This is a genomic window from Acinetobacter sp. UBA6571, from assembly GCF_002434085.1.
GTDB lineage: Bacteria > Pseudomonadota > Gammaproteobacteria > Pseudomonadales > Moraxellaceae > Acinetobacter > Acinetobacter radioresistens.
Genome location: NZ_DJJJ01000030.1, coordinates 15936 through 31701 on the forward strand (window position 1 = coordinate 15936; position 15766 = coordinate 31701).

Below are 15766 nucleotides of genomic sequence, written 5' to 3' on the forward strand. Positions count from 1 at the left end.
TGAGAATTTAAAAATGAATTTAAATACGCGTGTAACAGAACTCTTAGGCATTCAGTATCCTATTGTTCAGGGTGGAATGATGTGGGTAGGAACTGCCGAACTGGCCAGTGCAGTTTCTAATGCTGGTGGTTTAGGGACAATTACTGCACTGACCCAACCTACACCAGAAGCTTTATATAAAGAAATTGCACATTGCCGTAACCTGACCGGCAGGCCTTTTGCAGTAAATCTCACTTTATTGCCTGCTGTGAAACCACCACCGTATGCTGAATACCGTCAGGCCATTATTGAAAGCGGAGTCAAAATTGTAGAGACGGCAGGAAATAAACCACATGACCATATTCAGCATTTTAAACAGCACGGTATAAAAATTATTCATAAGTGTACGGCAGTCCGTCATGCACTCTCTGCCCAGAAAATCGGAGCAGATATAATTTCAATTGATGGTTTTGAGTGCGCTGGCCACCCTGGTGAAGATGATATTCCTGGACTTGTCTTGATTCCTGCTACTGCTGACCAGATTGACATTCCAATCATCGCCAGTGGAGGGTTTGCCGATGGGCGTGGGCTGGTAGCTGCGCTGGCATTGGGGGCTGAAGGTATAAATATGGGTACCCGCTTTTGTGCAACACAAGAAGCGCCCGTACATGAACGGATCAAGCAGTTCTATCTGGACAATGACGAACGTGATACCAATCTGTTGCTTAGACCTTTTCGAAATACTTCACGCGTAGCAAAAAATAGTATATCAGACCGTGTGCTGGAGATCAGTCAAAAGCCTGACCTGAAATTTGAAGATATTCAGCCTTATGTCTCTGGCTTAAAGGGTAAACTGGCTTTAGAAACTGGAGATATCGATGCCGGGCTAATTACAGCGGGGCAAGTGCAGGGCCTGATCCATGATATTCCAACCTGTAAAGAGCTGATAGAGCGTATTATTCAGGAAGCAAACCAGATTATTGACAGCAGACTGACAAAATTTATTCGAGCCAATGAATAAAAAAGTAATTCTGGTTTTGGTTGGTATTAACACTTTTTAATGACTAAAGTCAGTCCAAAAGCATTAAATAGTTTTAAAATAGAATGCAGGGTCGGATTACTATGCGGCTGTTCCAGCTTTTGTAGTGTTTGCGGAGCAATTTTTGTAATTTTTGCCATATCCTCTAAGGTCAGGCGCAATTCAGTCCGCAGATACCTGGCAACCTGATGAATTTCCCACTCTGGATGCTGTTCTATAGTATCAAGTACCTGCTGGCGCCGTTGCATCTGCTCAATCGGCGTCATCGATTTAAAACGTTTATCCATGACTCAGCTCCTGAAGTTGCTGACAGATATTTTCTATTCTTGGCTCGCTGTTTTCGATAATTTCCGGATCGATACCGATACGTTGCATATAACTGAGCAGACCTTGATATTTTAGGTACTGTTCAGCCAGTGCTGAGCGAAGAGTATCCCGCGCAATAGGAATAATGGTTTGAATCTGCTCAATGACTGATGCCCAGCATGGAGCGCCGCCCTGATCATTTCTTTCCCAGCGGGTGGTTCTGGCTATTCCATCAGGATGTAACCACATTGGCGCAAAGTCAAAAAGTGGCGTAAGCTGGATCAAACCATTTTCATGGCGTTGGATCGCTGTATTACGGGTATGATTGTCTTTATTTCCTAGAGCTACATTGGCAATGTCTCTTTTTAAATATTCAACTATTTCAGTTTCTGCATACGTACAGCTTTGGAGGATGAGCATACAGATCTGGTTATGAGTAAGGCGTACTCCAAACCCGGCCTGATTGCTCAGTGACGCAATACTTTCCTGGGCAATACGTTTGACCTTCCCATTGACTGTCTGGCGGTCAAAGCGGGGAATAAAAAGAGTACGGTCATGAAGTTCTAGCTTTTCATGCACTCGCAGACCAAGATATTCTGCTACTTGCATATATAAGGCTTCTTGAGCCAGGATTTTTTCTAGCCGGGGATGATCACCGCGGCTAAACTTGACCAGCCAGTGTTTGGCTGCATGCTCATCTGGCAAGGTATGATCCAGATAAAACAGTCCATCATTCGCTTGGGTTAGCAATAGTTTAGGCCATTCTCCCTGCACTCCGGAGGAACCGCCCACAAACAGTCCATAAGATGCTAATGATTCAATAAAATATTCACGGCGTTCAGCAATTTCATGTAGGGTAAAACCCTTCAGGTCAGGATCAGGAAACTTTGCATTTAACCAATCATGAGCCTCTTTAATACGAAGATGGCCAATGGGATTACCGGCACCGGCCTTTAATAAAGCCCAGTCAGCTGTTTGTTGTGCTGTTTCATTATAGTCCAGCTGTTTAAGCAGCTCTTTACGTCCATATCCTTGGGGTAACAGGTCCATCAGAAAAGCGGGCCAAGTCTCTGCATAATTACTTTGCACATTTACGGGCAAATTAAAAGACACTGCTCGTGCATCACGGCAGTCCATATAAGAAATAGCATATTCAAACAGATAAGATGTACGGGTTCCTGCCTCCCACCCCAAGTGTGTAGCATTGAGTAATTCTACTAGAGCACAATCGAGCCACTGATGGTCCTGATAAATCTGTATAGTGCAAAAATTATTCATTCTTTTATTATAATATAAAAATAATAAGTAGAATAGAGGGTAGTTATTTATTAGAATAAAATATTATGAATTTATGAGCCAAGAAATTAACCGGATTAAAAGATACTCAGGCGTGTGAGATAATAGATTATAAAAATCATAGAGAATGGTTTAAGATAGTCCACTCAACATAAGTAATGTTTTCAATTAAATCTTATGATTATTCGTGATAAAACTAGTAATCTGGCTTTACTTTTTGCGTGGCAAGGAACAATACTGCCTACAGTTTTACCTGCGCTCACCTTTGTTATTTTAATCTCTGCGGTAATTGGTTATTTGACCTCTCATCATATGCTGAATGTGCCGGAAGTGCCTGCTATAGGGTTTACCATTTTCGGCATTATTCTTTCTATTTTTTTAAGTTTTCGAAATAACGCCTGCTATGACCGCTGGTGGGAAGGGCGTAAATTATGGGGAGCCCTTATTGCGAATTCCAGGCATATTGCCCGTGATTCTCATGTATTACCTGATCGAGAGCGCCGGATTCTCATGTACAGGGTAATGTTTTTTACTCATCTTTTAAGAAATCGCCTGAGAAAAACCAATACTCCATTCAAGTTAGATACTCATCATCTGGCGCTGGAGCAACAAGCACTGAATCATTTGGATCAGCATATTAATGCTGCACAGTTTGTGCTTGAATGCATTCAGAAAGACCTGGTTCAACTCCTGAGACAGGGCCTGATCAGCGATATCATTTATAGTACATTGAACCGGCATATTGTTGAATTGGGTAATATTCAGGCTGGCTGTGACCGTATATTAAGTACACCTTTACCATTTTCGTATTCAGTTTTATTACACCGTACTGTTTATTGTTTCTGTTTTATTTTACCTTTTAGTCTGGAAGCTGACTTAGGTATATGGACACCTATTGTAGTTGGATTAATTGCTTATCTGTTTTTAGGGCTGGATGCTTTAAGTGCCCAGCTTGAAGAACCCTTTGGGCTTGAAGAAAATGATCTGCCACTTGATTCGATTGTACGCTTGGTCGAACGGGAGATGTTGAGTTCGCTTGGAGAGGAATTGCCCGATACTATTTTGCCTATTAGGGGCAATTTAAGTTAATCAAGTGCTGCGCTACAGGTATTTCGCAAATTAAAAAAGCTATTTATATAGGGCTGAACTCTTTAACTCAAAATCTTCAATCTCCTCACTAGCATTTATTCGTTTTAGAATAAAATTCATCTAAAATGATCAGATGGTTATTTCTACATCATGAAATAATATTATTATTCATATGGTTAATTTTGAATTAATCATAAAAATGGGTATTAAAATTATAGAGTTTTAATACCCGATTACCCCTATGATGATATAAAACTATTTTTCCTTAGAAACTTCAGGACTCATCTTTTTTAGTTCCCAGATATTCCTGATAGGCATCTTCGGCAAAGCGTCGTAGAGAATCACCGATTGCAGCATATTGGTAAGCATTCAGATTGGCTAATGAAGCACGTGCCGATGGATGGGATACCCCAAAGCCAGAACCTGGCAACAGAACGACACCGGTTTCATCTGCTACCCGAAATAATAATTCTGTCGGGTTTTTATTGACCATGACCCAGTTGGCAAAATCGTCACCATATAATATGCGGGCTGTTCTTTCCAGATCTACCAAGGTGTAATAGTCAACAGCGTTAAGATCTTCAGGGACTTCAACACCAAGCTGTCTATAAAGTGCAGCATCGCGTTCCCGGACTACAGACTTGACAGCTTTTTTATAAGCCTGACGAGAATCCATCATATTAAACAGGGCAAAAAGAACCATCTGTACCTGCTGCGGTGTTGACAGACCTGCGGTGTGATTCAGTGCAACATTACGGCTATCTGCTACCAAACGGTCAATAAACTTGATTTTTTCTGGTTCAGTAGTTAATGATGAATAACGTTCTTCAAGTTCCTGCTTTTCCTGATCTGAAAGCGCTGCAATCTTCTGATCAATGATATTGTTATTCGACAGCGCAATAATGCCAAGTCTCCAGCCTGTAGCCCCAAAGTACTTTGAGAATGAATAAACTAAAATAGTATTATTTGGGCAAATTGCAAAAAGTGACTTAAAGTCATCTGCAAAAGTTCCATATACATCATCTGTCAAAATAACCAGGTCAGGACGTTTTCTTACAATATCTGCCAGTATTAGCAATCCTTCATCACTTATTTTGACAGAAGGCGGGTTGCTCGGATTGACTAAAAAGAATGCCTTGATTGAAGGGTCTTCTAACTTTCTTAATTCAGACTCAGGATATTGCCAGCCCAGATTGGGATCAGCTTCAATAAAAATTTCTTCAAGCTGATAGTCATTCAGTTTGGGAATTTCCAGATACGGCGTAAAAATCGGTCTGCCGATTGCAATTCGGTCGCCAGTATTAATAATCCTGTTTTCTTTTAAGGAGTTAAATATATAAGCCATGGCTGCGGTTCCGCCTTCAACCGCAAACAGGTCCAAGCCTTCCTTGGGCATACTTTTTATGCCCATTTCCTGTAACAGATACTCTTTAATAATTGTTTCACTGACACGGAGCATGCGATCAGGTACAGGGTAGTTACATCCTAGAATCCCTTCGACCATTTCAAGCAGAAACATATCTGGATCTAAACCCAATTGGTCTCTCACATAAGACACTGCTTTTCCCAGAAATAAAACTCCAGGTTTATCCCGGTTCTGCATGAGAAAATTATCAAAACGTGATTGCAAACCGACAGGACGGGGGAACCCACCTAAGCCTTCTGGCATGTAAGAAAATGAAAATTCTGATTCTGTGGCAGAAAATAAACCTAATTGAAAAAAAGCCCTACGTGGCAGGGTAGCCAGAAAATTAGGGTTTCCTCGTCCAGCATTGAGCATTAAGCGGTCCCGCTTACTCTGTGCCAAAGCAATCAGGCTATCTTTTAACTCGAATGGGCTAAGTTTTGAATATTTAGAATAATCTACATTCCCCATGGGAAATCTCCTTAGTGAATAGTGATCTTAAAATGCTTGAAACAATTTTTAGGCTAATCCGACAATAATTGGACCGAGTAAGGTTAAAAAAACGTTTGCTAGGGCGTAGGTAATAGCAAAGGGTACGGTAGGTATAGAGTTTCCGGCTTTATCCAATACACCACCAAAAGCGGGGTTGGCACTGCGTGCACCTGATAATGCACCTGCCATAATGGCGACATTGTCATAACGAAGAATATAACGGGCGAAGAACATTGAAAGGATAAGAGGAACAACAGTAACCACCACACCAATCATAAATAGTGATAGACCACTTTGCTTGATGGTCTGAATCGCCTGTAAGCCTGATTGCAGCCCGACAGCAGCGACAAATCCTGCAAGTCCCAAATCCTTAAGTAGCTGTGATGCTGCTAAAGGCATATTGCCATGCACTTGATTACGGCTACGTAACCATCCAAATAACAGGCCAGAAAGTAGCGCACCTCCACCTGCACCTAAAGTAAGGGGCACCCCTCCAATACGAATAACAAAAAGGCCAATAACCAAACCGACTACAAGACCTGCTCCATGAAACATCCAGTCTGTTTTTAAACTCTCAGGTAAAGCTTTTCCGGCTTCTTTTACTAACCGCTCAAGATCGGTTTTTGTTCCATATACTGTGACTACATCACCTGGTTTCAAAACCAGATCATCATTTAGAACCTGTGTTTCATTATTTCGTTTGATACCAAGTACATATATACCGTGTTTCAAATAGGCAGGCGTATTGGCCTTTACCTCGCCCAAGCTATGATTAAGATATTTAGAATTTCTGAGTACTACATCCGTGGTCTGCATCACCATTTCCATACCAGGAGAAGACTGTAGCTCTGGACCAATATACTCAGAAATTGCAACCACACTAGCTCGTCGCCCTACAATCAGTACAATATCATCTGTCTGCAAAATGATATCTGGAGATACATCGATAAACTGGTCATCACGTTTTAAGCGTTCGATGGTAGTGCTAGATTGTTTGGCCTCAAGTTCTTCTATTTTCAGACCATTACCCTGTTTGACTTGATAAATACGTCCGACTATTTCCGGAATAGCCAGCTCTTGACCCGGAGCCAGCTCAAAAGCACCTTTCAAACGTTCAGATTGTGCTTTCAGGGCATCATCATGGATTTCTCTTCCCATAAATTTAGGAAGAATATTGACACAGATAATAATTGCGCCAAGTGACCCAAAAATATAAGTTACTGCATAGCCAATTGCGACATTTGCCTGTAGCTTTTGTATTTCAGCAAGAGGTAAATCCAGTCGTGATATTGCATCTCCAGCAGTACCAATAATAGCTGACTGCGTCATGCCACCTGCCGCTAGTCCTGCTGCCAGCCCTTTGTCCAGATGGAAAAGCTTGGCCATGAGCAGTACCGTAATTAAGCCACTCACTGCCATAAATACTGCAAGCAGAATCTCTTTAATAGAGTGTGGTCCTAATGATTTAAAAAATTGCGGTCCACTTTCAAAACCTACAGCATAAATAAATAACGCAAAAAGAATCGCTTTTACACCATTATCTACAGAGACACCAATCAGGCTTAAAACCACTGCAACAAGAAGCGAACCAGCAACGCCACCAAACTGGAATCTGCCAAATTGAAACTGACCAATCCAGAAACCAATTGCAAGTGATAAAAATAATAAAATTTCTGGACTATGACTTAATTCATGTTGTAACCATTCAATCATCTTATATTCTCACTTCATTATTAATATATTTTTAGGTAAAGAATCATGGTTTTTTTAAATATTTACTTAAACTACTATTCTAATTATGAGAAAACAAATTTACTTTACTTAAGTACAAATATATATTAATTTCAATGGCTTAATTATTATATAATATAAAGATAACTTATATAATTAAAATTAAGATATTGATAATAATTAATTATTTTTAGATTATAAAATTTTTAAAATAACTTTTATTTAATAGTAAATTGTAAAATTTTATGTTGGGTTTTAAATAAAATTTTGAGAAAAAATTAAACATAATTAATTGATTAAAGTTAATTTAATTAAATTATTTAATATTCATGCTAGGCTTAAATAATTAATAGGTAAATGTAATATATCTTTAATAATTCAAAAATATTTTATAGTTGCTTGGTCTTTTTACTAAAAACTGAAATTTTTATAAAGATGAGAATAATAAAATTAATTATTTCTTTAGGATTCTGAGTTTTTTCATTCGATAATATTATACTTTTATTGGTTCAATCAGTTATGTATTTTAAATTGGTTGCTTTTTAATAATAATATCTTATAAAGATAAATATGAACTGATAAAAGGAAAGGCATTTGAATATTCTTTTGCAAAGTCTAACTTTTCAAGAGCTTCTCACAATTATATTGTCTGCATTAGGATGTGGTCTTTTAATCGGGCTAGAGCGGGAACGTAATAAAAATACCCGCAATGAACAAAGTTTCGCGGGATTAAGGTCTTTTACGATCAGCGCCTTATTGGGGGCTTTGTGTTTTGTTATACACCCGTATGTTGGAGTAGTGGGGGCAATAGCCGTAAGCCTGTTCTGCCTGTATAGTTTATCTCAACAAAAAGAAGATATTGGTTCCACCACTGAACTGGCTTTTTTAATGACCTACCTTATTGGGGCGGCGTGCATCTGGAATATTCCATTAGCAGCCAGTATGGCAGTATTGCTTACCCTTATTTTAATGGGGAAAACTAGCCTTCATCGCTTTGCTGGAAAAACCATTCGAGATTATGAACTCCGGGATGGACTCCTTTTACTGGCCCTCATTTTGATCGCTTTACCGATCATGCCAAATAAACCCCTATGGGGTTCAGTACTAAACCCATATGTCATTTTAAAATTACTGGTTTTAATCCTTATTGTGCAATCTATGGCACATGTGGCAAAACGCATTTTATCAAATGACAAAGCATTGATTTTATCTGCTCTAGCTTCAGGTTTTGTCTCTAGTACTGCCACTATCGCCAGTCTTGGCATGCAAGTCCGCTCCGGAGAAGCCACTGCCAAAGTGAATGCCGGTGCTGCTCTGATGTCATGTGTAGCGACTTTACTGCAATTACTGCTGATTGTCTCAGGTGTAAGTTTAATGTGGTTCAAACTGCTTTTTATCCCAAGTCTGGCTGGGATAGGCATACTATGTGCTGCTACAGGCTTATTTATGTACCGGTCAAATCATTCAGATACCCGTCTAATAAAACAAGTTGATCAAGCAGATGACCGCATGTTTAGTCTCAAGGAAGCCGTCATTATTGCAGTTAGCCTCACTCTCATTCAGGCCGGAATTTATGGAGCAAATCTTATATTAGGAGATAAAGGCTTAATCTTGAGCACTTTTTTAGCGTCACTATTTGAAGTTCATGCTGCTATGGCCGGGGTAGTAGTACAAGGAAACCCAGCTAATTTGACTCTGATTTATGCAGTTGTCATTGGTTTGGCTGCACATGCACTTTCAAAAAGTATTAATGCCTTTCTAACCGGTGGCTGGAAGTTTTTTTTATATTTTGCACCTGTGCAAGTTGTTCATATGGCGGTTGTTATAATGCTGATTATTTACTTTCATCAAATCTTAATCTGAAAGCATAATTTAAAATCCAGATCTCTGAAGTACTTTTGCAATTTTACCAAAACAGCTAAATTTATTAAAAATATCGTTCAAATGAGCCGATTCTCAATAAGAACTACATAGAACTTGCTAGCCAACACATACTCTCTATAATAACAAGCAATTTAATTCGTTAAAGTACCGTATGCGGTCTACCACATGGATTACAGTCTTGGTTGGATTATTCATGTTCCAAAGTCTTTGGAACGTGGCAGCGGCCTTTTGCGTCCATGAAGAGCAAACTTTAGTACAGCAGAGTTATCATTTTGGCCATCATCAAAATACCCTATGTATCAGTCATGACCGCCCGCATAAGCATGATACCCAATCAGATCATAAAGACATAAAGAATAATAATTTAAAGCTTGGTGAAGATCATCAGGATCATCTGCCTTCCATGACGCATCTGATTGTGCAAAATGAAAAAATCTCGGTTTTAATTCCAGTTTTTGAAACTCATGTCATTCCAGAGTTTCACTGGAAGAACAGCTATCAGGCACCTGACCTGTTTCAGCAAAGTCCACCTCCCGAATTTTCCCCGCTTATGGTGGGGTAGCCTAAAACATTCTCACCACTTCTAAATTTAATTAAGTGGGAAAAATCATGTCTTTACAGTCAAGGACGTTATTACGTCATGCTCTGATGGCCTGTCTATTTACAGTTGTTGTGCCATCATATAGTTATGCTGAAAATATTAGCAGTTTTGAATCTGCGTATGCCAAAGTACAGAGCTATCAGGTACAAGCTGAAGTAGCTCGGCATTATGCACAAATTTCTGATTTAAATATTCGCCAAAGCCAATTATGGCAAAATCCGAGCCTAACGGTTGAACAGTCAGGATTCGGTTCAGATCAGGAGCAGGAATTCAGCCTCGGTATTCGCCAGCCCTTAGATATTTTTGGTCAGCGCAAGCTTAGCCAGGCCATAGCCAATACATCAGGTCAGCAGTTGCAATTGCAACAACAGTTATGGAATGCGCAAAGCCAATTAATTGTCAGATATGCATGGTCACAGTTAACAATTGCAGAAACGGAACGTACTGTTTATGCATCGCAGCTTAGAGCAAGTAAAGCTAATTTAGAGAGTGCCCAGAAGCGCTATCAGGCAGGAAGCATTGCTCTGGTTGATTATGAGCGGGCTCAGATTGAAGCGTTAGAAATGGAACGGCTTTATCAGCAGGCTGTATTAAATCAGCAGTCAGCAGGGCGTCAACTCTCAAATTTATGGGGTGAAACCCATGCACAAATTGATTTAACTAAAACTTCTATTCCTTGGCCAGATCAGAGTAATCAGACAGTACAGCATTATATTTCTGAAGGATGGCTGGAAAAACTTTATGCTTTAAATATCCGGCAGTCCAATTACCGGATTGAACGTTTAAAAGTCCAGGCTCGCCCACAGCCCGCCTTAAATGTAGGGATGAACCGTACAAGGTCTCCTGATGAAAATAATGAGACGGCGTTAACACTGGGGGTCGATCTTCCCCTTAATCTTTTCAATCGTCAGCAATATGCCATTCCTATTGCGCAGCAGCAGCAGATCTTGCTGAATCAACAGCAGCAGCGTGAACTAAAACAGCAAATACTTGATATTGCAAATAGCATGCATTAGCTCAAGGCTTTACGGAATCAATATGAACTGATCACAAGTCAAATTGACTTGGCTGAAAAAGTCCAGAGCAGGACCTTACAGGGCTTTAAGGCAGGTAAATTGTCAATTACAGATGTCCAGCAGGCGACTTCACAGCTGCACAGTCTACGTTTGGCGATGTTACAGACATTACGGCAAGCCTGGCAGAGCGCACTTGGTGCTGAAGCCCTAAGTATTGGAACAAGCTATGAAGAAATCAGCCGTTCTGATGCCTACATACAACTAAATCAAAATGCGGCTGAAACATTACAGAATTTAATCAATGAGGGGACACGATAAATGAACTTGAAACAATATGGAAAATTATCCCAGCCTCTCATGATTGCGATTCTGATTGCACTAACCGCACTGGTGAGCCTGATCATTTGGTTAAATAAGCAGGAAACGAGAACTGCTGAACATGGACATGAGGATGAACATACCGGAGACGGCGAGGATGAGGCTCATGCGACAGAAGAGCATGTTAAGGAAAAGGAAGGCGAGATAAAACTGACAGCCCGTCAAATGGCTGAACAGGGTCTAAAAGTCGCCACAGCAAGTACAGGCCCAGTGGAAGAGGTTACTCTGTTGCCAGGTAAACTGGTCGTAAATACTGACCAGCAAGCCCATGTATCGCCGAGTTTCAGTGGTCATGTTGAGCAAGTAAAGGTGTCTTTAGGGCAAAGTGTTCAAAAAGGACAAACTCTAGCAGTGCTTTTGGTTCCTGAACTGATTGATCAGCAGGCAAATTTACGTATGGCACAGGCAAATCTTCAGCTTGCCAAACAAGACTATCAACGTGAACAGCAACTCTGGACACAGGGCATTTCAGCCAAACAGGATTATCAGCGTGCTGAAAATGCGTACCGACAGACACAGGTTGCTGTACAAGCCTCACAGGCACGCTTAAATGCCTTGGGGGCAAGTAGTAATACTCATGGGCGTTTTGTTATTCGGGCACCGATTTCTGGTGTCATCAGTCAGAAAGATATTGTAGTAGGTGAAAATGTCCAGTTGGCTGATCAAATTTTTGTCATTGAACAGCTCAATAATTTATGGCTTGAGTTTACTTTACCCGCTCAATACGCAGGACCACTACAAGCCGGACAGAAAGTTTTATTTAAACTAATGGGTACAGAGCAGACCCATACTGCACGAATACAAAGTTTAACCTCGCAGGCAGACAGTCAGACAGGGCGGCTAATAGTCCGTGCCAAGCTTGATACGCAGTCTGCCAGTTTACGTCCTAATGTATTAGTGAGTGTTTTGATGGCCAAGCCTGCTGCTAAAACGTCTCTTCGGGTAAAAAAAGCAGCCGTACAACGTATTGAAGGCAAAGATACCGTTTTTATTTTGCAATCTGAAGAAAAAGGACAGGTTCATCTAAAGGCTCAACAGGTGAAATTGGGCCAAGCCTCAGGTAACGGGGAATGGCTTGAGGTAATTTCCGGGCTTGCTAACGGCAAGAAGTATATTAGTGAAGGTAGTTTTCTGCTGAAGTCTGAACTGGAAAAAGATGAGGCCGGTCATGAACACTAACTCTGAACTGCCAAGAGCAGAAGGCCTGTTTGAACGTATTATCCAGTTCTCTATTCAACATGCTATATGGGTCATGCTGTTTGCCTGTATCTGGATTGCAGTTGGAATTTACAGTTATCAAAAGTTACCTATTGATGCAGTACCAGATATTACGAACACCCAAGTACAGATTAATACCCAGGCAAATGGGTTTACTGCACTTGAAGTAGAACAACGTATTACTTATCCCATTGAAAATGCAATGGCCGGAATTCCTGATCTGGAATTAACCCGTTCTATTTCCCGCTATGGACTGTCTCAAGTTACCATTGTATTTGAAGATGGTACCGATATTTATTGGGCACGTCAGCAGATTAACCAGCGGTTACAAGAGATTCAGGCAGAGTTACCGGCACAAACCAGTCCAATCATGTCACCTGTTTCTACAGGGCTTGGAGAAATTTATCAATGGGTACTAAGAGCAGAGCCAAAGGCGAAAAAATCTGATGGAACTGCTTATACCGCTATGGATTTACGTGAAATTCAGGATTGGGTAGTTCGGCCTCAGTTGCAGCGTGTACAAGGTGTGGCTGAAGTGAACAGTATTGGCGGTTTTGAAAAAAACTATGTGGTATCACCTGACTTCAGCTACATGCAACAGCTTAATATCTCTTTAGAACAGCTACAGCAGGCTCTAAACCAAAATAATGAAAATAGAGGAGCAGGATTTATTGAAGATAATGGACAGCAACTTACAGTCCGTATTCCTTGCACACTCAACAACATTTCAGATATTGAGAATACTTTAGTCACCAGTTCCAGTGGTCGTGCCATTCGGGTCAGTAACATTGCGCAAGTTTCCATAGGACATGATCTAAGAACAGGTGGCGCAACCTATAATGGTGAAGAAACTGTTCTGGGAATTGCCATGATGGCAATGGGAGAAAATAGCCGGACTGTTTCTAAAGCGGTAGATGCCAAAATCCGGGATATTCAAAACAGTTTACCCAAGGGAGTATTTATAGAAACGGTCTATGACCGTACGTCTCTGGTTGAAAAAGCGATTAAAACTGTACAGAAAAATCTGGTTGAGGGAGCGGTACTTGTTATTGTTATACTATTCTTATTTTTGGGAAACATACGAGCAGCTCTGATTACCGCCTGCGTTATTCCGCTCTCCATGCTATTTACCTTAACAGGAATGGCACAAAAAAATATTAGTGCTAATTTGATGAGTCTGGGGGCACTAGATTTTGGAATTATTGTTGATGGTGCAGTGGTAATTGTTGAAAACTGTATACGCCGTTTGGCCCATGCACAGCAGTTACTTAAACGTCCATTAACACAAAGTGAGCGATTTAAAGAGGCGTTTTTAGCTGCTCGACAGGCACGACGTCCCCTGATTTTCGGGCAGCTTATTATTTTAGTGGTGTATTTACCAATTTTTGCTTTAAGTGGTATAGAAGCGAAAATGTTCCATCCGATGGCTTTGACTGTAGTCCTGGCACTGATTGCTGCAATGATTCTGTCTATAACTTTTGTCCCTGCTGCAGTCGCTTTATGGGTTAAAGGAGATATTCGCGAAACTGAAAGTGGCTGGATGACTTCGCTCAAGAAATCTTATGAAAAGACTTTAAATGTTGCTTATGAATATAAAGCAGTAGTCTTAACATTTGCTATTTGTCTTCTGGTGGTTACAGGTGTTTTAACTACTAAACTTGGGAGCGAGTTTGCGCCACAGCTTGGTGAAGGTGATTTTGCCGTACAACAATTACGTTCTCCTAGTACAGGATTAGAAGAATCTTTACGTATGCAGGAAAACACAGAAAAGCTTTTATTAAAGAATTTTCCTGAAATTAAAGCAGTATTTGCACGTACCGGCACCGCTGAAGTCGCAACAGATGTCATGCCACCTAATATTTCTGATGGCTATATCATGCTTAAACCAAATGAAAAATGGCCTGACCCTAAAGAGAGCATTGATGAGCTCCGATCCCGGATGGAAAGTTACCTTGCAACAATTCCGGGGAATAACAGTGAATTTTCTCAACCGATTGAGCTGCGTTTTAATGAGTTAATTTCAGGGGTACGTAGCGATGTAGGAGTCAAGATTTTTGGTGATGATATGCAAGTTCTCAATGGCGAGGCTGCTAAAATTGCCAAAATTATTCAGCAGGTCGCAGGAAGCAGTGCGGTAAAGGTTGAGCAAACCTCAGGTTTGCCTTTACTCAATGTTGAGGTTGATAAGTTTTTAGCTTCGCAATATGGCTTAAGTGTTAAATCTATTCAAGATGTGGTAGCTACTGCCATTGGCGGACAGCAGGTTGGAGAAATTCTGGAAGGAGACCGCCGTTTTGATTTCGTTATTCGTTTAAGAGATCAGGACAGAAATGTGGCTGATGTTTCCCAATTGCCAATACGACTCCCAAATGGCGGCAGTATTATATTGTCTGATGTCGCAAAAGTTGCCAGTATTGAAGGTATCAATCAGGTAAGTCGTGAGAACGGTAAACGCCGTATGGTTATCACTGCCAACGTTGAAGGGCGAGACTTGGGCTCATTTATCAGTGACTTGCAGACACAGCTTAAAACCTATGATTTACCAAGTGGCTACTGGATAGAATATGGTGGCCAGTTTGAAAATCTGGCTTCAGCTAAAACCCGTATGCAAATTGTTATTCCATTGGCTCTAATTACGATTTTTATTTTATTGATAGCAGTTTTTCATAATATGAAAGACAGTTTTCTGGTATTCACAGGTGTTCCTTTTGCATTGACGGGAGGAGTTCTGTTTCTCTGGCTGAGAGATATTCCATTATCCATGTCAGCAGGGATTGGATTTATTGCTTTATCTGGTGTGGCTGTACTGAATGGTCTGGTAATGCTGACGTTTATTAAAGAGTTACGCTTGAAGTACAACTTGCATGAAGCGGTATGGCAGGGGGCGATTTTACGATTGCGTCCTGTATTAATGACGGCTTGCGTGGCATCACTGGGCTTTGTTCCTATGGCGCTTGCTACAGGTACAGGTGCTGAAGTACAAAGGCCCCTTGCAACTGTAGTCATCGGTGGAATTATATCGTCTACCTTGCTCACACTTGTACTGTTGCCTATTCTCTATAGATGGGTGAATAGTCCTCAGAGGTAAAGTGAGTCTTATGAAAGCCTTTGACTGTTCAAAGGCTTTCTTTTAAAGGTAATTTTATAGTAGAAAAATTTCAAAAGTGTAAATATATAATAAGTGACTTCAGGAGAAGTAGGTCCAAGCTTTAACTGCTATTTAGAATAATAATCCTCAGAGAGTAGAACGAATTCACATGAAAAGACTTATATATAAAAAATGCTGAATGGTGAAATAGGGGCTATGTATTAAATAAGCCATGAGATTTATT

General features: G+C 40.5%; 10 protein-coding genes and 1 pseudogene. 7 read left to right on the top strand and 4 right to left on the bottom strand.

From position 1 onward, the window contains the following. The first annotated feature begins 13 nt into the window (after window positions 1-13). A complete protein-coding gene (locus tag B3X18_RS04605; protein ID WP_005025862.1) occupies window positions 14-1000 on the top strand; it encodes an NAD(P)H-dependent flavin oxidoreductase in 987 nt (328 codons plus the stop codon). Window positions 1001-1026: 26 nt separating this feature from the next. Here the strand turns inward: B3X18_RS04605 and B3X18_RS04610 are convergent, their stop codons facing one another. Then, a complete protein-coding gene (locus B3X18_RS04610; RefSeq protein WP_005014332.1) occupies window positions 1027-1305 on the bottom strand; it encodes a helix-turn-helix domain-containing protein in 279 nt (92 codons plus the stop codon). Further along, window positions 1298-2602, bottom strand: coding sequence for a type II toxin-antitoxin system HipA family toxin (locus tag B3X18_RS04615; protein WP_005025864.1), 1305 nt, complete (start codon window positions 2600-2602; stop codon window positions 1298-1300). Before B3X18_RS04615 ends, B3X18_RS04610 begins: the two co-directional genes overlap by 8 nt. A 195-nt stretch (window positions 2603-2797) precedes the next feature. On the opposite strand from B3X18_RS04615, the gene B3X18_RS04620 reads away from it, so the two are divergent. Then, entirely contained in the window at window positions 2798-3709 is a 912-nt protein-coding gene (locus tag B3X18_RS04620; protein WP_026444397.1) for a bestrophin family protein, read from the top strand. A gap of 274 nt (window positions 3710-3983) precedes the next feature. On the opposite strand, the gene B3X18_RS04625 is transcribed toward B3X18_RS04620, so the two are convergent. Further along, window positions 3984-5585: a bifunctional aspartate transaminase/aspartate 4-decarboxylase gene (locus tag B3X18_RS04625; protein WP_286935153.1), complete on the bottom strand. Its 1602-nt coding sequence runs from the start codon at window positions 5583-5585 to the stop codon at window positions 3984-3986. A 48-nt stretch (window positions 5586-5633) separates the two neighbouring features. Beyond that, window positions 5634-7319 (bottom strand): aspartate-alanine antiporter, encoded by a 1686-nt coding sequence (gene aspT, locus B3X18_RS04630; protein WP_005025873.1) that lies wholly within the window; start codon window positions 7317-7319, stop codon window positions 5634-5636. Between the two features lie 612 nt (window positions 7320-7931). On the opposite strand from aspT, the gene B3X18_RS04635 reads away from it, so the two are divergent. From B3X18_RS04635 to B3X18_RS04660, 5 genes and pseudogenes are all read left to right on the top strand, one after another. Then, on the top strand, window positions 7932-9200 hold the full coding sequence (locus B3X18_RS04635) for an MgtC/SapB family protein (RefSeq protein WP_005025875.1): 1269 nt from the start codon (window positions 7932-7934) through the stop codon (window positions 9198-9200). Window positions 9201-9372: 172 nt separating this feature from the next. Further along, window positions 9373-9783, top strand: a complete 411-nt coding sequence (locus B3X18_RS04640; RefSeq protein ID WP_197736764.1) for a cation efflux protein, CzcI-like — start codon at window positions 9373-9375, stop codon at window positions 9781-9783. A gap of 47 nt (window positions 9784-9830) precedes the next feature. Beyond that, window positions 9831-11156, top strand: a pseudogene (locus tag B3X18_RS04645) (TolC family protein). After that, entirely contained in the window at window positions 11157-12395 is a 1239-nt protein-coding gene (locus B3X18_RS04655; protein WP_026444368.1) for an efflux RND transporter periplasmic adaptor subunit, read from the top strand. Continuing rightward, window positions 12385-15522, top strand: coding sequence for an efflux RND transporter permease subunit (locus tag B3X18_RS04660; protein ID WP_034671209.1), 3138 nt, complete (start codon window positions 12385-12387; stop codon window positions 15520-15522). Before B3X18_RS04655 ends, B3X18_RS04660 begins: the two co-directional genes overlap by 11 nt. The last annotated feature ends 244 nt before the right edge of the window (window positions 15523-15766 follow it).